The organism is Psychrobacter submarinus (genome assembly GCF_904846685.1).
GTDB lineage: Bacteria > Pseudomonadota > Gammaproteobacteria > Pseudomonadales > Moraxellaceae > Psychrobacter > Psychrobacter submarinus.
The window spans coordinates 137,010-157,490 of the sequence record NZ_CAJHBQ010000004.1; the positions used below are offsets into that span (position 1 = coordinate 137,010).

At 46.1% G+C, this 20,481-nt stretch carries 20 protein-coding genes and 2 tRNA genes; 14 read left to right on the forward strand and 8 right to left on the reverse strand.

The genetic code is table 11. The features are described 5' to 3' along the window. Position 1: 1 nt before the first annotated feature. The 6 genes from nusA to tpiA form a co-directional block, all read right to left on the reverse strand. A complete protein-coding gene (gene nusA, locus JMY03_RS11405; protein WP_201603804.1) occupies positions 2-1,486 on the reverse strand; it encodes a transcription termination factor NusA in 1,485 nt (494 codons plus the stop codon). 65 nt (positions 1,487-1,551) lie between these two features. Further along, positions 1,552-2,052, reverse strand: coding sequence for a ribosome maturation factor RimP (rimP, locus tag JMY03_RS11410; protein WP_025645456.1), 501 nt, complete (start codon positions 2,050-2,052; stop codon positions 1,552-1,554). A gap of 610 nt (positions 2,053-2,662) precedes the next feature. Next, a tRNA-Met gene (locus JMY03_RS11415) sits at positions 2,663-2,739 on the reverse strand. Between the two features lie 129 nt (positions 2,740-2,868). Beyond that, positions 2,869-2,953 (reverse strand) — tRNA-Leu (locus JMY03_RS11420). 185 nt (positions 2,954-3,138) lie between these two features. Continuing rightward, positions 3,139-3,450 carry a preprotein translocase subunit SecG gene (secG, locus tag JMY03_RS11425; protein ID WP_201557472.1) on the reverse strand — a complete coding sequence of 104 codons (312 nt, stop codon included), beginning with the start codon at positions 3,448-3,450 and terminating at the stop codon, positions 3,139-3,141. A 236-nt stretch (positions 3,451-3,686) separates the two neighbouring features. After that, a complete protein-coding gene (tpiA, locus tag JMY03_RS11430; protein ID WP_201603806.1) occupies positions 3,687-4,484 on the reverse strand; it encodes a triose-phosphate isomerase in 798 nt (265 codons plus the stop codon). Between the two features lie 498 nt (positions 4,485-4,982). Here tpiA and pilB point away from each other — a divergent pair, with 498 nt between their 5' ends. From pilB to coaE, 4 genes are all read left to right on the forward strand, one after another. Continuing rightward, entirely contained in the window at positions 4,983-6,695 is a 1,713-nt protein-coding gene (pilB, locus tag JMY03_RS11435; protein WP_201603808.1) for a type IV-A pilus assembly ATPase PilB, read from the forward strand. Between the two features lie 351 nt (positions 6,696-7,046). Continuing rightward, entirely contained in the window at positions 7,047-8,270 is a 1,224-nt protein-coding gene (locus tag JMY03_RS11440) for a type II secretion system F family protein (protein ID WP_201603810.1), read from the forward strand. A 38-nt stretch (positions 8,271-8,308) separates the two neighbouring features. After that, the gene (locus JMY03_RS11445) at positions 8,309-9,208 is read left to right on the forward strand and encodes a prepilin peptidase (protein ID WP_201603812.1); all 900 of its coding nucleotides are present in this window, start codon (positions 8,309-8,311) and stop codon (positions 9,206-9,208) included. Between the two features lie 153 nt (positions 9,209-9,361). Next, positions 9,362-10,057 carry a dephospho-CoA kinase gene (coaE, locus tag JMY03_RS11450; RefSeq protein ID WP_201557480.1) on the forward strand — a complete coding sequence of 232 codons (696 nt, stop codon included), beginning with the start codon at positions 9,362-9,364 and terminating at the stop codon, positions 10,055-10,057. On the opposite strand, the gene rlmB is transcribed toward coaE, so the two are convergent. Both rlmB and ppnP read right to left on the reverse strand, forming a co-directional pair. Further along, positions 10,050-10,805: a 23S rRNA (guanosine(2251)-2'-O)-methyltransferase RlmB gene (gene rlmB, locus JMY03_RS11455; RefSeq protein ID WP_025645441.1), complete on the reverse strand. Its 756-nt coding sequence runs from the start codon at positions 10,803-10,805 to the stop codon at positions 10,050-10,052. The two genes, coaE and rlmB, sit on opposite strands and share 8 nt — an antisense overlap. Before the next feature lie 288 nt (positions 10,806-11,093). Beyond that, complete coding sequence (ppnP, locus tag JMY03_RS11460) at positions 11,094-11,429, reverse strand: pyrimidine/purine nucleoside phosphorylase (protein ID WP_025645440.1); 336 nt, start codon at positions 11,427-11,429, stop codon at positions 11,094-11,096. A 663-nt stretch (positions 11,430-12,092) separates the two neighbouring features. On the opposite strand from ppnP, the gene recN reads away from it, so the two are divergent. From recN to JMY03_RS11510, 10 genes are all read left to right on the forward strand, one after another. After that, entirely contained in the window at positions 12,093-13,772 is a 1,680-nt protein-coding gene (gene recN / locus JMY03_RS11465; protein WP_201603814.1) for a DNA repair protein RecN, read from the forward strand. Between the two features lie 100 nt (positions 13,773-13,872). Beyond that, positions 13,873-14,436 carry a YqgE/AlgH family protein gene (locus JMY03_RS11470; RefSeq protein ID WP_201603816.1) on the forward strand — a complete coding sequence of 188 codons (564 nt, stop codon included), beginning with the start codon at positions 13,873-13,875 and terminating at the stop codon, positions 14,434-14,436. 50 nt (positions 14,437-14,486) lie between these two features. Continuing rightward, complete coding sequence (ruvX, locus tag JMY03_RS11475; RefSeq protein WP_201603818.1) at positions 14,487-15,035, forward strand: Holliday junction resolvase RuvX; 549 nt, start codon at positions 14,487-14,489, stop codon at positions 15,033-15,035. A gap of 40 nt (positions 15,036-15,075) precedes the next feature. Continuing rightward, positions 15,076-15,543 carry a hypothetical protein gene (locus JMY03_RS11480; protein ID WP_201603820.1) on the forward strand — a complete coding sequence of 156 codons (468 nt, stop codon included), beginning with the start codon at positions 15,076-15,078 and terminating at the stop codon, positions 15,541-15,543. Positions 15,544-15,627: 84 nt separating this feature from the next. Next, entirely contained in the window at positions 15,628-15,954 is a 327-nt protein-coding gene (tusA, locus tag JMY03_RS11485; protein WP_201603822.1) for a sulfurtransferase TusA, read from the forward strand. A 125-nt stretch (positions 15,955-16,079) separates the two neighbouring features. Next, on the forward strand, positions 16,080-17,279 hold the full coding sequence (locus tag JMY03_RS11490) for a methyltransferase (protein WP_201603824.1): 1,200 nt from the start codon (positions 16,080-16,082) through the stop codon (positions 17,277-17,279). Positions 17,280-17,303: 24 nt separating this feature from the next. Next, the gene (gene xerD / locus JMY03_RS11495; RefSeq protein WP_201603825.1) at positions 17,304-18,242 is read left to right on the forward strand and encodes a site-specific tyrosine recombinase XerD; all 939 of its coding nucleotides are present in this window, start codon (positions 17,304-17,306) and stop codon (positions 18,240-18,242) included. A gap of 301 nt (positions 18,243-18,543) precedes the next feature. Further along, positions 18,544-18,951: a DUF3817 domain-containing protein gene (locus tag JMY03_RS11500; protein ID WP_201603827.1), complete on the forward strand. Its 408-nt coding sequence runs from the start codon at positions 18,544-18,546 to the stop codon at positions 18,949-18,951. 210 nt (positions 18,952-19,161) lie between these two features. Beyond that, entirely contained in the window at positions 19,162-19,494 is a 333-nt protein-coding gene (locus tag JMY03_RS11505) for an MgtC/SapB family protein (RefSeq protein ID WP_201604003.1), read from the forward strand. Positions 19,495-19,779: 285 nt separating this feature from the next. Further along, entirely contained in the window at positions 19,780-20,388 is a 609-nt protein-coding gene (locus JMY03_RS11510; protein WP_201603829.1) for a class I SAM-dependent methyltransferase, read from the forward strand. Positions 20,389-20,481 lie beyond the last annotated feature (93 nt).

The following is a 20,481-nucleotide window of genomic DNA, read 5'->3' on the forward strand; positions in this document are numbered from 1 at the left end:
CCTATTCATTGAACCAAGATTCCCGAGCTTTCATGATAAGCTTACCTGCGGTCTCGGAGTCTAAGCCTTCGATATCTTCGATATCAAATACAGCCTGCTCTGCCAAATCATCAACGGTGATGATGTCTTTTTGCGCCATTTTATAGGCCCAGCTGACAGTCATCCCTTCTAGATCTTGCAGCTCTTGACTAGGCTCTTTCATGTTTTGTTGTTTGACCAGCTCTTCTGCGATGACGACTTCTTTAGCGCGCTCTTGAATCATGTCAATCGCTTCGTCATCTAACCCTTCGATATCATAAAAAGTCTCAACCGGCACATAAGCTACCTCTTCGATACTCGTAAAACCGATATCGACAAGGGCTTGCGCGAGGTCCTGATCAACCTCTAGACAATCATAGAAAAGATCGATAAAGGCTTTGGTCTCATCTTGTTGACGCTGCTGATACTCTTCTTCTAGCATCATGTTGAGCTTATAGCCGGTTAATTCAGAAGCCAAACGCACGTTTTGACCTTGTGAGCCAATAGCGCGGGCGAGCTGATCGTTTGTGCTAAAGATGATATCAGCGGTCTTGGTATCTTCATCAAGGATAATACTGCTCACATCGGCAGGCTCTAAGGCGCTGATGATAAATTGTGCTGGATCATCTGACCATACCACGACATCAATACGCTCGCCATCGAGCTCTTGCTGCACCGCTTGGATACGCGTACCGCGCATACCGATACAAGCGCCGACCGGATCGATACGGTTGTCATTGGTCTTCACCGCTATTTTAGCACGAGTACCAGGCAGACGAGCGACATTACGAATCTCGATAATCTCTTCTGCGATCTCCGGCACTTCTTTTTGCATCAAGGCTGAGAGCATCTCAGGATGAGTACGCGACAATAATAACTGCGCGCCGCGGTTATCACGGTTGACATGATAAAGAATAGCGTTGATACGCGATTTGACGCGTAGCTGCTCACGTGGCAACATCTGATCACGTGATAGATAACCTTCAGCGTTATCACCTAAATCAATAATGTAGCCATCACGAGTTTGTTTTTTGACTTCACCATACATCATCTCGCCAATACGCGGCTCAAAAGCGTCCGCTACTAGCGCCCGCTCCGCTTCACGGATCTTTTGAATGATAACTTGCTTTGCCTGCGTGGCCGCGATACGACCAAATTCAATTGATTCTATCTGCTCTTCTTTTACATCGCCGATAGACCATTCGTCTTGATCAAGATCAGTAATAGCGAGCTGACACGCTGGCATCTCATGGTCTTCATCCGCCACTACTGTCCAATAGCGATAGGTATCATAATCACCAGTATCACGGTCAATGGCGACGCGAACCGCCACTTCAGGCTGCTCGGTATAGACCTTCTTTTTTGTTGAGACTACTAAAGCATCTTCAATAGCTTCAAAGATATCTTCAGGATTTAAGCCCTTTTCATTACTGACGGTTTCTACTACCGTTAAAATTTCACGACTCATGCTATACCTGTCCTATCATCTTATAATTGGCTTAAATGTTGTTATCTGTTTGCTAATCTTAAGCATTAATCATCTTCATAAATTAAGTGAGCTTTGTCAATATTACTTAGTGCAATCTCAAAGCGCTCGCCATCGCTGGTGGTCAGCTGTAAAGAGGTATCGTCCATACTATCGAGCTTACCGGTGGCTTTACGGCGTTTTTTATCGCCTTGCCCGATCGCAGAGATCAAACGCAAACTTATCGTTTGGCCGATATATTCACGCATCTGCTCATCTGAGAAAAAAGCACGATCAAAACCAGGAGAAGACACTTCTAGTACAAACTCGCCAGCGATAGGATCATGTACTTCTAGTACACCGCTCACTTGATGATTGACCGCTGCGCAATCCTCAATAGTGACGTGTTTGTCCTGCGCTTGCTCTTCAGGTAACGCTTCAATGTAAATGCGCAATAAGGAGCGATTGCCTTGCGGCGTAAATTCAATACCCCATAGCGAGACATCACAAGCCGCTACAGCAGGCTCAATAATCGTAGTCAATTCTGCAACTTTGGTCGAAAGCTTCATAATCTATTTATATTTTCCTGTTCACTTATCGGTGGTTTTAGTCACGACGCACTGATCACCATAGAGGCTGGTTGTCATACTCAATGCCGCTAGTACCTAGTGAATCATATTAGGGATTAAATTGTTATCTTCAAGGACAACATAGTAAAGAATAGAGCAGAAGATAGTATTGCTTACGAGTATCGTAACATAGCAATCAGCAAGGACAGGTAGCAAATGATGACAAGTATTTTGTGCTGTCATTTAGGATTAGAGTATCGAATTAACCCTATTCTTCTTAGCTAAAACGTATAGTAGATACTGACATTATACTGATAGTACTGCACTAGGGCGTGTCCCTAATTCAAGCGTTTATGACTAAATGGGCTAAAAATGGCTAAATCTTTGGCAAACGGTGTCAAATAGCTGGTCAATATCTTGATATTACCTTCGCTATTTTCCTTGTTTGCCTGCGATTTATCTCATTTTCATCACCATTTTTGAAATAGGGACACGCCCTAATAATGCTGAGCCGCAGATACAAAAAAACCCACAAACATAATGGTGGGCTAATCGACACTGATATCTCAATACAACAGAATATTAGTGTACAAACATCAGTATTAAAAAGTGGTAGCGGGGGCTGGATTTGAACCAACGACCTTCGGGTTATGAGCCCGACGAGCTACCAGACTGCTCCACCCCGCAACAATTTAGAATGCATATTATAGGGAAGGTTTATCACCTTGTCAATCTTTATCTGAAATAAACTTCAAATCAAAGATTGCTATAACGACATTGCTTTAACACAACTAAAGTACAAACTACTTACTTAATTGGTGCGATTGGGGGGACTTGAACCCCCACGGCTTGCGCCACCACCCCCTCAAGATGGCGTGTCTACCAATTCCACCACAATCGCTTATCGCTAACCGTCTACTGGTATAAATAACGGTTATTGTTTACTGCTATCACCTTCTATCTTATTTGCTTATTAATAATAAGCGTCATGCTTGAGGTTGGCATCACTAAGATAAAACATCATAAAAACAGGCAAGCATTGTAAAACTAACCCTTACAAATAGCAAGGCCTGCGTATAAAAATAACTACTGCTGAGGATTTTGCGTCAATGGACGCGGGGTTTGCGGCGCTGAAACGGGCGCATCTAAACGAAACTGATCTTCCGCTTGTTCGCGCGCATGCACGGCTAGTACCATACTAGTAATAAAAAATATCACCGTCAGCACCGCTGTCGCACGAGTCAAAAAGTTAGCGCTTCCCGCCGCGCCAAAAACCGTACCAGAAGAGCCGGCACCGAAAGAAGCTCCAGCATCAGCCCCTTTGCCATGCTGTATCAAGATCAAGCCAATCATGGCAATGGCCACGATAATATGCAAGGCTAATATAAAAGTAAACATGGGGTCCTCTTCTGCCGCATAGTGACGACTGATAAAAATAGTGACGACTGATAAATTACGAAGGCTATAAAACAAAGACTGTAAATAAGGCGCATTGTACACGATTACAAGGGCGGTGTTAAACCCACTTTCATCGACTGACAAGGCGTTTTGATACCAGTCAATATGCGCCTGCCAATATATCGTCGTTCTCAAGCGCTATTTTTGCTATGCTCTTAACTTTTAGCTTGCAGTGCTCAGCCTTTGGCGCGACTAAAAGCGTCGGCTATCGCTAAAAAGCTATCGGCTTTTAATGAAGCGCCGCCTACTAACGCGCCGTCTATCATAGCGCTTGCAGCAAAGCTATCCGCATTATCAGCATTGACGCTACCGCCGTATAATACAGTGACCTCTGGTGACTTTGGCGCAAAACTGGCGATTTGTTGTTTGATATGCTGATGAGTTGCGCTGACCTCGTTCACCGTAGGTACTTTACCAGTGCCAATGGCCCAAACCGGCTCATAAGCGATAATCAAACGCTCAGCTAATGCTTGCGTCTGTACAGCGCCGGTTTGTAGCAAGCTTTCGACAACTGCTAGCTGCTCATCAAGTACACTGATGGTTTGCTTGGCATCATACTCCTCTTGAGTCTCACCGATGCACAGCACTACCCCAAGGCCTTGAGCAAAAGCGCAGTTTAGTTTGGTTAGTAAGCTATCATTAGACTCGTGATGATATTGCCGGCGCTCCGAATGACCCAAAAGCGTCCAACTCGCTCCAGCATCCGCGACTTGCTGCGCTGAACAATCCCCTGTATAAGCGCCGACTGTAGCGCTATGCGCACTGATATTCTGCGCGCTCACTTGGATAGATGCGTCTTGCAGGCGCGCGCTGACAGCAGCGAGATGCACACAGCTTGGCGCCACCATAAGCTGACAATACGGGTTGTCGGCACCTCTGTCCTCAGACGCCACCAACAAATTATCTAGTAATGTATTGACGTCTTTGCTCGTTGCCGGATTCTGTTTCCAATTGCCAATTACCCAAGCCTGCATAACTCATCTACCTTGTGTCATCTGTCATTGCCAATATGGCTAGTCTGCGCGCCAGTATAACAAATATTTGGCGAGTGCTATAGTAATCGCTTACGATGTATAAAGCGCTAGCACTAGCTACCGTAGCCCTCTTTTTTGATTACCTCATGAGTATAAGGGGTTGTCCCTATAAAAAGTTCAGATATGCTTATATCAGTATGAAGTCATTATGAAATAAACTCTATATTCTCTAGCGTCTGAAACAGTTCTGTTTTTTACGGTATTTTTGCCTATAATTAGGACGAGGTAATCGTTGACCCTAAATTCAAAACTTTATTCAAAACTTTTTGTATGGCTTATAAAAATGGCTAATAAGTTTCGAAAGTTCGTGCTATTAGCTAAATCAGTTTTATTAGATACGTTAAAGCTATAAAATGAATCCATGGCGTCAAATATTTAATACCCAAAATAATTTATATTGGTTGTCACTTTTGGCAGCTGCCGCATCAAGGAGGGTTTATGTCTACCGCTGTCAGCAATTTTGGTAGTCTGGCGCAACAACTAATCAGTGCAGGTGTGGTTAGCGAAACGAACATGCAAACCGCGCAAACCGAGGCGCAGCAGCAGCAAATAGGGCTTGTGCCTTATTTAGTAGAGAATAAAATGGCTGATGCTTACGAGTTGGCTAATCTGTTGTCAAAGTCGTTTGGTGACCCTTTATTTGATCTTAATGCCCTAGCAGAAGACATCGTGCCAAAAGATTTGGTCGATGAGAATATCGTACGTAAGTTTAACGCCTTACCTATCTTCAAACGTGGGCAGCAGCTGTTTGTCGCATTAAGCGACCCGACACGCATCGACGCTATTGACGCTATAGCGTTTAACTCTCGCCTGTCAGTCGCCACGGTAATTGTGGAAGAGGACAAACTCAAACAGCGCATTGAGACCATATATGCTGACACGATGCAGAGCTTTAGCGGCTTTGCAGATAGCGATCTTAATGTCGATTTTGAAGAGAGTAGTGAGGACGAGGATGGCGAGACTCAGCTCAATACTAGCGTCGATGAAGCGCCAGTGGTCAAATTCATCAATAAAATGCTAGTCGATGCCATCCGTATGGGCGCCTCCGACTTGCATTTTGAGCCTTATGAAAAAAGCTATAGAGTGCGCTTTCGGGTCGATGGAGTGATGCAAAAAATGGCCAATCCGCCGGTACAACTTGCCAGCAAGATTGCGGCACGCTTAAAGGTTATGTCACAAATGGACATCTCTGAGCGCCGTGTGCCACAAGATGGCCGTATCAAGCTAAAAATCTCTAAAAGCCGAGCCATTGATTTTCGGGTAAGCTCCTTACCAACGCTGTTTGGTGAAAAGCTTGTTTTACGTATTTTGGATCCTTCATCAGCGATGATGGGTATCGAGGCGCTAGGTTATGAGCCAGATCAAAAGGAGATGTTCTTAGAGGCGCTTAATAAGCCGCAAGGCATGATACTGATCACCGGTCCGACAGGGTCAGGTAAAACGGTATCGCTCTATACCGGTATCAATATCCTAAATACCGGCGAGACCAACATCTCAACCGCTGAAGATCCAGTCGAGATCAACCTTGAAGGTATCAATCAGGTCAACGTCAATCAAAAGGTCGGCCTCACTTTTGCCACTGCGTTAAAGTCATTCTTGCGTCAAGATCCAGACATCGTTATGGTTGGTGAAATTCGAGACTTAGAGACCGCTGAGATTGCTATCAAAGCAGCGCAAACCGGTCACTTGGTACTCTCCACCTTGCATACCAACTCCGCCCCTGAGACCTTAACGCGCCTAAAAAATATGGGTGTGGCGTCCTTCAATATTGCCACTTCAGTCAACTTAGTCATAGCCCAGCGACTCGCGCGGCGCTTATGTGGAAGCTGCAAAAAGCCTATCGATGTTCCACGTCAAAGCCTGCTGGAGATTGGCTTTACCAATAATGATTTGGACAACCCCAATCATATTATTTATGAGCCGGTCGGCTGTAATGAATGCCGTGAAGGCTATAAAGGTCGCGTCGGTATCTATGAAGTCATGAAAGTAAATCCGGAGATCTCACGCATCATTATGGAGGATGGCAACGCTATCGATATTAAGGATGCCGCGCTTAGAACCGGCTTTCGTGACTTGCGGCGTTCCGGTATTATGAAAGTGCTACAGGGCACAACCACTATTCAAGAAATGCTGCGTGTTACTTCTGAATAAAAACGTAGTAGTGAGTAAAAAAGTGGCGAGTCAAAGACTGAGCGCATTTTGTAGGCCGATAGCGAAATAAAATGAGCACTCACTACAAGGGTCATTTTATTATAAAATAGGCTTTGGTCTTGCTCACTTATGTCCTGCTAAGTTCTTGTCTTGTTAGACGATAGCGATAGCTTACAAAGACTGATAGCGGTAAACTGACTCATTGCAAGACTTGCTGATTTTAAGGCTCAATAGCGACCACGCCTGAGTCGCTATTTAAGCACAAAGAACGTTGATGGCTAACTTTTATGGCTTATTACATGGCTTAGACTGTTAGACTGCCCCAGTCAGATAGATTTTTAGGAGAGACACATGGCTAAAGCGAAAACGGATATGCTGCTAGATTTCGTCTATGACGGGGTCAATCGCCGTGGACAAAAAGTCAAAGGCGAGACGACCAGTCGAAGCTTAGAGCTGGCCAAAGCAACTTTGCGTAAGCAAGGTATCGTAGTCAAAGGCATCAAGAAAAAGCCAAAAGCTTTATTTACTTTCAAAAAAGCCATCAAGCCTATCGATATCGCTATCTTTTCGCGGCAGCTAGCAACCATGATTAAGGCCGGTATTCCTTTAACACAGTCGTTTGAGATTGTCGCGGACTCGCTAGATAACCCGAGTATGAAAGACTTGGTATTATCGATTAAAGCCGATATCGAAGCCGGTGGCACCTTTGCTGCTGCCCTACGTAAACATCCCCGCTACTTCGATGACCTGTTTTGCTCGCTCGTAGAATCTGGTGAGCAATCAGGGGCGCTTGAGACGATGCTTGAGCGCGTCGCTACCTATAAAGAAAAAAGCGAAATACTTAAATCAAAAATCAAAAAAGCCATGAAATATCCGATCGCGGTTATTGTGGTCGCGGTCATTGTGACGATGATTTTGCTGATCAAAGTGGTGCCGGTCTTCTCAGATTTGTTTAGCTCTTTTGGCGCAGAACTTCCTGCCTTCACCCAAATGGTCGTTGGCATGTCTGAATGGATGCAGTCTTGGTGGTTTGTATTAATTGTCATCATTGGTGCCGCTATTATTGGATTTTCTGAAGCGAAAAAAAGATCAAAAAAATTCCGCGATTCCTTAGATCGTTTGACGCTAAGACTGCCTATCTTTGGTAACATCGCTTATCAAGCGATTATTGCTCGCTTCTCTCGTACCTTATCGACGACTTTCGCCGCCGGTGTACCGCTAATCGATGCTCTAGACTCAACCGCTGGCGCGACGAATAACGTGGTGTACTACAATGCTACTCAGCAAATCAAAAACGACGTGGCAACCGGTCAGCAGCTGCAGTTTTCGATGCGCTCAACCAACCTCTTTCCTAGTATGGCGATTCAGATGGTCGGTATTGGTGAGGAGTCAGGAAGTTTGGAGGAGATGCTCGATAAAGTAGCTAGCCACTATGAAAGTGAAGTTGATAATGCAGTCGATGGTCTTACCAGTCTTATGGAGCCACTGATTATGGCGGTGCTTGGCGTATTAGTAGGTGGCCTTGTCATTGCTATGTATTTACCGATTTTCCAGATGGGTTCTGTGGTAGGTTAAAACCGTCACCCAAAGCAACCCTTTAAAGGCCAGTGTTGATGCAATTGCTAGAATTATTACAAAATAATATGAGCGCGGCGCTCATAGTGTTTGGGTTATTAGGCCTGTGTGTAGGCAGTTTTTTGAATGTTGTGATTCATCGTATGCCGCTGATGATGTTTTATTCTTGGCGACAAGAGTGCAGTGAATTTATGTCGCAGCAGCCGGATATCACGCCTGAGCAGTCGACGGTTTTGGCGCAAGCAGTGGCAAACGATACGCCTATTACTCTCAGTCGTCCAGCGTCGCGTTGTCCGCACTGCGCTCATAAGATTAAGTGGTATGAGAACATACCGCTAGTCAGCTGGCTGGCGCTGCGCGGCCGCTGCTCTGAGTGTCAAGCGAGTATTGGCGTGCGCTACCCTGTTGTGGAGCTAGTAACTGCCCTGCTCTCTGCACTCGTTATTTATCATTTTGGCGTGTCGGCTACTGGCCTATCCGCACTGATACTGGTCTGGACGCTAATTGCGCTAACGGGGATAGACTTCGATACCCAGTTGCTGCCTGATAGGCTGACTTTCCCCTTAGCAGGACTGGGACTTGCGGTGAACTCGCAAGGCTGGTTTGTGAGTCCTACGCAATCGATTTGGGGCTTATTACTTGGGTTTTTATCATTATGGATAGTGGTGAAAGTCTTTTATCTCATCACCAAAAAGCATGGCATGGGTCAAGGCGACTTTAAGCTGCTAGCAGTACTTGGCGCTTGGCTTGGGCCCATGATGCTGCCTTTAATTATTCTCTTATCTTCTTTATTGGGTTCCATCGTTGGTATTATCTTGATGAAAAAGCAAGGTGAAAGTAAGCCTTTCGCTTTTGGACCTTATATTGCTGTTGCCGGCATTATCGCTTTATTATATGGAGCGGACATCATCAACTGGTATTTGGGCATGTACGCCTGATGGCGTACGCTAGGCTTACAAGACAGTAAAGCAATGTCTACATCCTTACTCGTTATAACCGTTAAGATTATAATCTCATCATGCACTTGCTTGGATATTATCTTCAATGATATTCGCGCTTTTTTATTCTATTGGCTAAATTAAGTTACCTTTATGACTATCAATGACCGCTCCTTCTCGCAACCCGCTCACGGCTCTGCTGCTCGCCCGCAGACTATAAATAAGCGTAAAAACAATAAACTAGTCATCGGTTTGACCGGTGGTATAGGCAGTGGGAAATCCGCGACTAGCGATTGGTTTGCAGCGAAAGGGATAGATATCATCGACGCAGATGTCATCGCGCATGAGGTAGTCGCTAAAGGTAGCGCTACTCTACGTAAGATTCAAAAAAAATTCGGCGATTGGGTTATTAATGGAAAAGGAGAGATGGATCGCGCAGCCGTGCGAACGCATGTCTTTACTCATCCTGAAGCGCTCATTGAGCTTGAATCGATTACCCATCCGGCGATAAGAGAGGCGGCAAAAGAGCAGCTGGCCGCTAGTACTTCTGAGTATATCATCCTATCAGCGCCGCTACTGATAGAAGCCGCTGAAGCGGGTCTGGCTAATCTATGTCAGCGCATTTTAGTCGTTGATGCAAGCGAGGGCACGCAACTTGAACGCGCAAGCTTAAGAGACGCGCAAAGTGTGCCGAAGATTAAGGCCATTATGGCCAATCAGCTCAGCCGTGAAGCGCGCAATAGTCATGCTGATGATGTCGTCGTTAATGATGGTGATATCGCTGCGCTACATTTGCAGCTTGAGCCTCTGCATCAGACCTATCTTGCCCTAGCCCAGCAGCTTAAGTAGTGCGCTGCCGGTTGATCTCGTATAACGCCATACCAGTCGCTACGCTGACATTCAGGCTTTGCAAATTACCATGCGCGTTGCCTGACATCGGGATATAGACCAGCTCATCACAGCTCTCTAGCGTCAGCCTGCGCATACCTTCCCCTTCAGAGCCCATAATCAGTGCCGTCTTACCGGTCATATCCGCTTCATGTATCGGTTTTGCGGTCTCATCTAAGGCTGTGCCAAAGACAAAAACACCAGCACTTTTAATCTGAGCAAGCATACGCGCCAAATTGGTCACGCTGATAATCGGCATCATCTCAGCGGCGCCAACAGAGACCTTAGCTACCGTTGGGGTTAGGCTTGCGGCATGATGCTTAGGACAAACCACCGCATCCACACCCATCGCTACTGCAGTACGCAAACAAGCGCCAAAGTTATGAGCGTCGGTGATCTGATCGAGCACTAGTAATAAGCAGCTTTCCTGCGCTATTACAGTATCTAACACCGCTTCATCAGCAAAAGCCAACGGTCTTGCATGCAAGACGACACCTTGATGCTGCGGGCTACCACACAATTGTGTGAGCTTATCTTTTTGTGTGGGCTGAATGCTGACGCCATTATCTTGCGCGCTTGCCATAATAGCGGCAACATGGCTATCGCTTTCGCGGCCTTGCTGCACGAATAGACTTAAGGCATCTAGCGGACGATGCTCTAAGAGGGCATCGATAGCATGAATACCATAAAAGTAGTTGGGCTTTGCCATAATTGAACCTATTGAATAATATCACTAATAAATGAGTCTGGCTCTCAAGCGCTTAGTAACGCTTTGTTTGCCAATAGCCAAAATAAAAAAAGACAGATAAAACCTTGCTGATTTTATATGCCTTTTCTTATGCACAAGTTTTTATGTACTGATTTTTTCTACTAAAAGTAAGTCATTGAACTAATTTATTAGACTAAGTCACTGTGAAGGTAAGTCACTGAACCAAGTGAATTGAGCCTTGTTCTAAACCCTGCCACTTTTTCAATGACTTCACGCTTATGAGAACCCCTACCCTTCTAAATGACAGACGTACTGTACAATCTCTTCGGTACGCAAATTAAAGCTGCTATTGCCTTCTACTACAAAAGACTGGCCAGCACGGTAGTAGCTAAAGTCTTCGTCACCATTGATTTTGACTTCGCACTCACCGCTGATGATTTCGATACGCTCAGAGGTATTAGTGCTGAAGTGGTACTGCTCAACGCTACTGTCGCAGGGAAGGATAACCCCTAAGGTCTTATGTTGACCACTCTCAAACATGATAGTGTGACTAGAACACCGTCCATCATAGGATATGGTGGCCTGAGCATTGACGGTTACATTGGTAAACTTTGCCGCTGACATAGGGGCTTCCTTATCAAATAATTATTGCTAAACTAAAAAATAAGTGCTTCATCAAAATATTAATAGACTGACGATGACTAGTGCCTGCTTTACCAAATCGCAAAGGCCATGAACACAGCCTAGCAACAGGACAACACTGCTAGACGACCACTCTAAATGGCAATGATAAACGACGATGCACTTTAGTGCTCAGTGTTACCATTTTTATAGTTTGATAGTTGTGATTCGGTATGACTATTAATAAACTATTATTAAAGTGTACGTTTGTATTTTGATGAGATAATGCTACCACATTATTTCTATAAAGTTTGTTAAAGCGGCAATGAAATCTCGTTAATTTATTCAAACCCTTGCTCTTTGTAGAGTCTAAGCTTGCGACTGCACAGGCACTACTTTAATATCATCTTTAAGAATAAAAAAGTCGCTAGTCAGCGCTAGAGTATTGTAAAATAAGCAAAAATTATTATAGTCGCTAAAGGCCCAAGACGGTATCCTGACAATAGGCAAACGCCTTCATAAAATTGTATCTATTTGCTGATATCGGCTTATATTCCCCTATAATAATGCTCTTTGTCATCGAACTAACGACTGCGTTAGTATGCTAACGAAGAGGTATTATTCGCGAGCTACGCTCTTTATTATTGTCTGCCATGAGAGGCTTTGATGCTATTATCATTAACCTTGTACCAGTTTGCGCTAATCGCTGAGCATGAGCTAAGCGTTGCCGAAGGCTTCAATGTTATCACTGGTGAAACGGGTGCGGGTAAATCTCTACTGCTCGACGCGCTATCTTTGTGTATAGGCGAGCGAGCGGATAGCTCGATGGTGCGCCATGGCGCGCCGCACGCGGATATCTATGCGCAGTTCGATGTGACTCATAATAGCCTCGTTAGCGACTGGTTTGCGGCAGGCGGGCGCGAATTGGCTGAGCCTGAGGTACTCATTCGCCGCCAGCTGAGTAACAATGGCCGCTCAAAAGCTTGGCTCAATGGCGCGCCTGTAAGCTTAGCGGAGCTCAAAAGCTTAGGCGTATTATTAGTAAATATCCATAGCCAGCATGCCCAGCAAGCGCTATTAAAACCTCAGTTTGTGGTGCAGTGGCTAGATGCAATGGCACAAACCACCTCACTGGCTGAGCAGACTGCGACTAGCTATCAGTATTATCAGCAGCTCAAGCGCCGCGCTGATGAGATCGCTAGCCGCGCCGCCCAGCGTCAAGACCGCATTCAGTTGCTGCAAAGTCAACTGGCCGATATCGCGCCCCTACTCGCCGTTGATTATAGTGAAATCGAAGCCGAGCACGAAGAGCTGTCAAACATCGAAGCGCTGATGTCAGAGGCCAGTCACGGTCTACATCTACTCGATAATGATAGTGATGAACCTGATGTGATGACCTTGCTTGGTCAAGCGATTAAGCTGTGTGACAATCAGCTCGGTGTCAGTCAGACTTTTGAGCAAGCCTCCGAGCAGCTGCATCTAGCGCAGCAGCAAATCACGGAAGTCACCGCGATGCTGACGGACTACGCTGAGCAGCAACTGCCCGATCCTGAGCGCCTGCAGACTTTAGATAATCTAATCAGCCTCGGTCATCGTCTATCTCGTAAACACAGTCTGCCTGCTAGTGATTTAATCAATGAAGCTCATGAGTGGCAACAGCAACTAGAGCAATTAGAAAACGAGCCGACAAGCGATGCGTTAGCCGCGCAAATTTCAGAGGCTTGGCAAGAGTACCTCACTAATGCTAAAGCCCTACATAAAGCACGGACCCAAGCTGCGCCTACTATCTGCGCGCAGCTAGTGACGCAGCTGCAGCCGTTAGCACTGCCTAATGCCCGCTGCGAGTTTATGTTTACTAAAAAACCAACTGAATCCGCTTACAATGCGCAAGGCTGCTACGATATCGAGCTCCTGTTTAGCGCTAACGTCGGTATGCCGATGCAGCCCTTACATAAGATTGCCTCAGGTGGTGAGCTGTCGCGGATGGCGCTGGTGATGCAAGTGCTGCAAGCGACCAGTAGCGATAATAATGCCGCCAAACCTATGCTGGTCTTTGATGAAGTCGATGTCGGTATCAGCGGCGGTACCGCGCAAGTGGTCGGTGAGTTACTACGTAGCCTCGGGCAGACTCAGCAACTACTCGCCATTACCCACCAAGCGCAAGTGGCGGCGCAAGCGCATCAGCATATCTTAGTACAAAAGCATCATCACGAGCAGACCCAAAGCGAGCTTGTCATCTTGACCGGTAGCGCGCAAGTCGATGAGCTGGCGAGAATGTCAGGTGGGGTCACGATCACTGAAGTCACCCGCGATCACGCGCGCAGCTTACTAACTGACGTCAAATAGTGGCTTTGAGACCGCTAGCGTTTGCCTAAAAACCCTTATTGATTTTCGCGTTAACATCGCCATATAGTAGTGTCTACCCTTTTATGTTGTCCTTGTATTTATGTCTACTACAAATTTGACTCATCACTTTTTGATTGCGGCCCCTGAGCTGCCAGACCCAAGGTTTGAGCAGGCGCTGATCTATATCTGTCGCCATGATAAGCATGGGGCGCTCGGATTGATGGTCAATCGTCCCCTAAAAAAAGCCAACGTAGGCAAGCTTCTAGAGGACTTAAACATCGAAGTTACCGACCCACAAGTGATGGAAGACTTAGCACTTGAGGGCGGCCCTATGTACCCTGAGGTTGGCTTTGTGCTGCATACCGGCCAGCCGCAGTGGGCGTCCTCTTTTGCCATATCAGAGAATGTCTGTATTACCACCAGCCAAGATGTGCTTAAACGTATCGCTGTCGGTCAAGGCGTCGGTCATTATCAGCTGTGTTTGGGTCACGCCAGCTGGGGCAAAAAACAATTGGAAGATGAGCTCAATAATGGCGACTGGCTCGTCTGCCCCGCCGATCTTAATATTTTGTTTGATGCACCTTTTGATGCGCGTTGGCAGCTAGCGGCTGATAAGCTTGGGGTAAACTTTGATTATCTAAGTAGTGATATTGGTCATGCGTGATCAGTTAAAAACGCTTTTATTAGGGTAGATTGCTTATTAGGGTAGATAGTATGACAATTAATGAACATAAACCTCTGGCTGTAGAGAATGCAAACGCTGACAGCAGCAACTCGCTGGCAGCCTTAGACGTGCAACCAAAAGAGCATCTCATTTTAAGCTTAGATTACGGCGTAAAAAAGATGGGCATGGCACTGGGTAATAGTATCACCCAAACCGCGCGCGCCTTCGATATCTTAGCCATGAATAACGGTCAGCCGGATTGGGATAATTTGATAGGCATCATCAAGACTTGGGGTGTCACTCAAGTGATCATCGGTCTACCGCTGAATATGGATGGCAGTCGCTCGATGCTCTCACGCCGCGCGCATAAGTTCGCTCGCCGCTTGGCACATAGACTGATGGAGCAGCACATGTCGGTCGTGGTGAGTCTGTGCGATGAGCGCTTAACGTCAGTAGAAGCACGCACTATAGCGTGGGAGAACGGCTGGATCGACCACGAGCGCGACGCTATCGATGACATCTCAGCTTGTATATTGCTCTCGACTTATTTTGCCGATCCTAGCAGCGCAATAGCTATCGATAGTATCAAACCCGATTAATACACGCCTTTTTTACCCTAATAGATAAGCAACTGATCTTATGAGCATTGAGCCCAAGCAAGCCAACACTTATGGCATACCGCCGCTAGCTATCGCCCGTATCAAAGGCGCACAGCAAGCCAATACAATCGCTATTTATATGATTTACGCGGCGCTGGTCGCTTTTGTGGTGTTTGGCACTATTGCTAGTATTAAAGTCTTTCATGATAATCAGTTGCTGTATCGCTTGTTTTACAATTTGCCGTTTATATTAGTAGCTTTGACCATTCCTATCACCCTGTATGATGCGTTTATTATTTACCGCTATCGCCTCAGTCAATCGTCAATGGTGATTATGACTATTGGGGTTTCGACGATTATCTTACTCGGCGGGCTATTATTCGCCGATACCGCTTGGTTAGGATTGGCTTCTTGGCTTGGAGTGGCGTTTTTATTCAAAGTCAGCTTTAAGCGTTTCTTTGACTTTTTGCAAGCTGAAGAAGAAACCGAAACGCTTGAGCAAAGCTAATTTTGACTTCAAAAATGTCGCAATACTTTTTATAAATTAGATAGCTTAAACCCTCTTTAACCTTTTTATGACTAAAAAACCACTATGACGACTCCTATTACGCCTACGCCCATTAATCATCATCTCGACACTCAAGGACTGATATGTCCTGAGCCGGTCATGATGCTGCACCGCACCATACGCAAAGCCGATAGCGGTGATGTCATCGAAATACTCGCAACCGACCCGGCAACAACGCGCGATATTCCTAATTTCTGTCGGCACTTGGGTCATGAGTTTTTGAGTCAAGAAACCTTAGCCGAAGACATAAACTTAGAAGTGGATCCTGATGAAATCACTATCGATAGCGATAATGATGCGCCAACCAGCGCCACCCTATATCGCTACTTGGTCAAGAAAAAAAGCGCTTAGTTAAGATCAGCGGGAGTCATAAGTATTATTAAAAGCCCCATCATAAGTACTATCAAACGCGCAAAACTGAGGTCGTTTAACTAAAGCCGCCTAAAAACATCATTCATTAGTAAAAGGTACATCATGTGTTACTAACCGAAAAAAAATATGTAGAGTGGCACGAGAACGACACCTCACACCTGGCTCGTTGGCTGTCGGCTAGCGATCATCCTGCGCCTAGGCGAATAGTCATCGTCGATGACCAAACCACTGCCGATGAGGCTTATCGATTAGCCTGCGCTGGTACGTCTATGCTCTATCGCGGCGACTTTTATAATGCGCGGCAACTATTGCAGGCCATCACTCGGCGCATTGAGCGTACTGAAAATAATTCTGCCAAACGCAAGTCAAGAAAAGCTGCTAATAAAGCCAAAAACTCAACTGAATCAGACTCCAAAACCCTACCAAATCTCTTTCACCAGCAGCGTCAAATGACCGCCCAGCGCTCGCGTATCTTAAGTCGCTTACTATTAGAGCTAGATGAAGATTATGTCAGCTCGTTACGCCGTGCGCCTGATATGAGTAATGCTTGCTTAGCCGCTTTTGGCCCACTGGATAAAGAGGATCAGTCATGTGTGCTGTCATTTCGCGACTTGCAAGGCGCATTAGGAGCAGCTGGCTGGCGCGAAAAAGGCGTAGCGATCAAAGCGCTCGGCTTATCTATATATCCACACTACGGGGTCTTTGCGCCGACTCGTCATGAGTACGTGCCACTATTGCTCGATGCGCCTTTGCCCAAAGCTTGCGATGTCGCTTATGATATAGGTACTGGCACCGGCTTGCTGGCTATTATTTTAGCAAAGCGCGGTATCAAACAGATCATAGCGACGGATGTAAACCCACGTGCGCTAACCTGTGCCCAAGATAACTTCGAGCGCCAAGGGCTAGCTCATGTACACTTGCAACAAGTCGATCTATTCCCAACCGACGCGCCACTCGCCAATCTAATTGTCTGCAATCCGCCTTGGCTACCAGCTAAACCGACCTCACCACTAGAGTATTCGGTCTACGATGCTAACAGCGCAATGTTAAAAGGGTTTTTGCAGGGCGCAAAATCGCACTTAGCTCAGCATGGCGAGATTTGGCTCATTCTGTCTGATTTAGCGGAGCACTTACAGCTACGTAGTCGTGATGAGTTATTGGGGTGGATTGCAGATGCAGGACTGACGGTAAAATATCGCCTCGATACTCAGCCCAAGCACGGTCGTAGTCAGGATAAGTCTGACCCTTTATACACAGCGCGTAGTAGTGAAATTACTTCGCTATGGTGTTTGCAAAGTGTTTAGTATTTTATTATCGAGTACCCTTCTATGAGCCGTGATCGCGCTGTACAACAACGTCAGCCCAAAGCCCTTGCCGTCGATGACGAGCCAGCTTACCTGACGGAGTTTCGTCAAGCGATGCTCGCACGCGGCTTAGCGACTCGTACGCGTAACGCTTATGTCCGCGACTTGCGAAGCTGTGAGCTGACGCATCACAAAGCACTGACCCAGTGGCAAAGCGATGAGGTGCTGCACTGCTTATCACAGCTCGCAGCCGAGGGTAAAACGCCGCGTACGCAAGCGCGAATGCTCTCAAGTCTGCGCCAATTCTACTTGTGGATGATCGCCAGTAACCTACGCGAAGACAACCCTTGCGAGCGAATCAAAAGCCCTAAGCTGGGACGACCGCTGCCCAAAGATTTAGCGGAAGCGGATGTCGATAACCTGCTTGCCGCGCCTGATACTAGCACCGCACTCGGTCTACGCGACAAAGCCATGCTAGAGGTGCTCTATGCGTGTGGTCTGCGCGTCAGTGAGCTGATCAATCTTGCGCTTGAGCAAGTCAATCTCAACGCCGGCTGGCTACAAATCACCGGTAAAGGTAACAAAACGCGGCTGGTACCGCTAGGCGAATATGCAGCGGACGCGCTGGAAGATTATTTGAGTCATGGTCGCGGCGAGCTGGTCGCTCATCTAAAATCAGGTAACTGCCAAGCGGTGTTTTTGACGGCGCAAGGCGGCTATATGACGAGGCAGAACTTTTGGTACTTGCTCAAGAAGTACGCCAAAGTCGCTAGCATTGATAAAGAGCTCTCCCCGCATACGCTACGCCACGCCTTCGCTACTCATTTACTCAATCATGGCGCGGACCTTCGTAGCGTACAATTGTTATTAGGCCATAGTGATTTATCGACGACGCAGATTTATACTCATGTGGCGACAGCAAGATTGCAAAAACTGCATGCGCAGCACCATCCACGCGGCTAGAGTATTTAAGAACGAGTATAAGCTTGATGCAGAGTGGGTTAGACTTAACAAATTCTCGAAGAGAATGCGGTTAAGACGTAACCCACCTTTCTTATAACTGTATTCTAAACTTGGTGGGTTACGCTGTTGCCCACCCTACTCGCTAATTTACTTTTATATAGAAAAATAATTTTAGTGTATTAGATTAACTCACGTATTCGCTGGGCTAAAAGCCCAGCCTACAAAGACTTATCCGTTATTCGAATACACCCTACCTGAGATAAAACAAACCCATTCTTCATTATCCTAACTGGAACAAATAATGTCATACGCGCAATCCTCTACCCTGCCTGTGCTAACAAAGTCGCAAAACTCTATACTCAAGAACCTAACTATTTTAGGTTACTTAGAAGGCACGTCTTTTTTGTTATTACTAGGCATCGCCATGCCGCTAAAATATATGCTTGGCATTCCTGAGGCAGTGAAATATATTGGCATGGCGCATGGCGTATTATTTATCGCTTATATCTTGATGCTGCTGTTTGCGGCGAGCAAAATTAAAATGCCGCTTTGGGCACTACCTGCTGGGGTTCTCGGCTCGTTTTTACCTTTTGGGCCTTTTGTGTTTGATCATGTTTTAAAGAAAAGGTTGGGATGGTCTCGAGGTAACAGGAACAGCGCTAGACACAATAGTCCGCACGCCAGTGGCAAGGCAGATACAAGCGGATAGCAGGATAAGCTCCTCATGCTTATGCCATACATACCTCTCTCGTTTAACGCTTCCTAACTGAAAACAGACACCGTTATCGCTACACTCTTTATAATAAATTTAGAGATTATAATAAATTTAGAGAATGTAGCATTTAAGGACAGGGAGTGAGTTATGTTTGGCTTCGATATTGATATGGATTTGATGAAGTAACATTTCTTTCAATTAGGGATTGCTTTTATCTTATCCTTACCGATTGCGCTGAATCGGGAGATGAAAGACAGCGGCGCAGGCCTGCGCACCTTTCCCTTAGTCACTGTCGCCTCTTGTGCCTTTATGCTTGTCGGCCGCGACATCTATTCAGAAGGCGATGCCGAGGCGCGTATCATGTATGGCATTATTACAGGTATGGGTTTTATCGGTGGTGGCGCTATTTTTAAGAGTAGCGGCAGTGTCAAAGGGACAGCGACGGCAGCAGGACTATGGAACACAGGCGCTATCGGTATCTCGGTGGCGTATATAGTCGAACCACTATTAAAGTGTTACAGCGTTAGACTCGTTTAGCCTACTACTGTAGTACTTGCACTCGTCTGCCTTGTACCACTTTTAATATTGATTGACTATAGTCGCTATGAGATTGCGATTATTTTGTCAGTGGTGAGCTTTTTGATATTGCAGTTCTCTGAGCCGTTCAAGTCCAGTAATCATCAAAAATAATGCACGCGCTGCGCAATCGGCGCTGAAATTTATCGCGGTTGCCGTTACAATACTCGTCATACCGTGCGTACTTTATCGTGAGTAAGATACTGATATCGCACTACCCTTTTTATAATCCTATACGAGAATGTTATGAGTCATCAGCCCCCTGCAGAGTTATTAGAAAAAGCCAAACACTGGCGCGAAGATATACATTTTACGGATGACGTACTAGGTAAGCCTTTTGATTTTGTGACGACTTGGGGTATATTTTCGCCGCAAAAGCTCGATGATGGTAGCTTGATGCTACTCGATCACGTCGATTTTCAGGCTGATGATGACTCGATAGATCTAGGCTGTGGCTACGGCGTGCTTGGCATGACTGCGGCGCGCGAGTGCCCGAATGGTCAGCATACGCTGATTGATAAGGATTTTATGGCGGTGGAGTATGCGCGGCGTAACTGCGAAAAAAACGCTATTAGCAATGTCGATGTGCATTTATCAAACGGCTTTAACCAAGTGGCGGCGGACAAAGACTTTAGCCTCGTGATGTCAAACTTACCGGCCAAGGTCGGTAAAGAGCAGCATTATCTGTACTTCCTCGATGCTTATGCGCGGATGCGTCAGGGCGGGCGTTTTTATGTGGTGACGATCAATGGCCTACGTCAGTTTATGAAGCGCTCATTTACCGAGGTGTTCGGTAATAGCGATAAGGTCAAGCAAGGCAAGACTTATACCATTACTATGGCGGTGAAAGAATAGTTTTTACGATTAATAGAAATAAACCGCACTCAGCAACATCCCGCTAAAACGAGACAGTATTAGCGGGATGTTGCTTTAAATGGCCCACCTAGT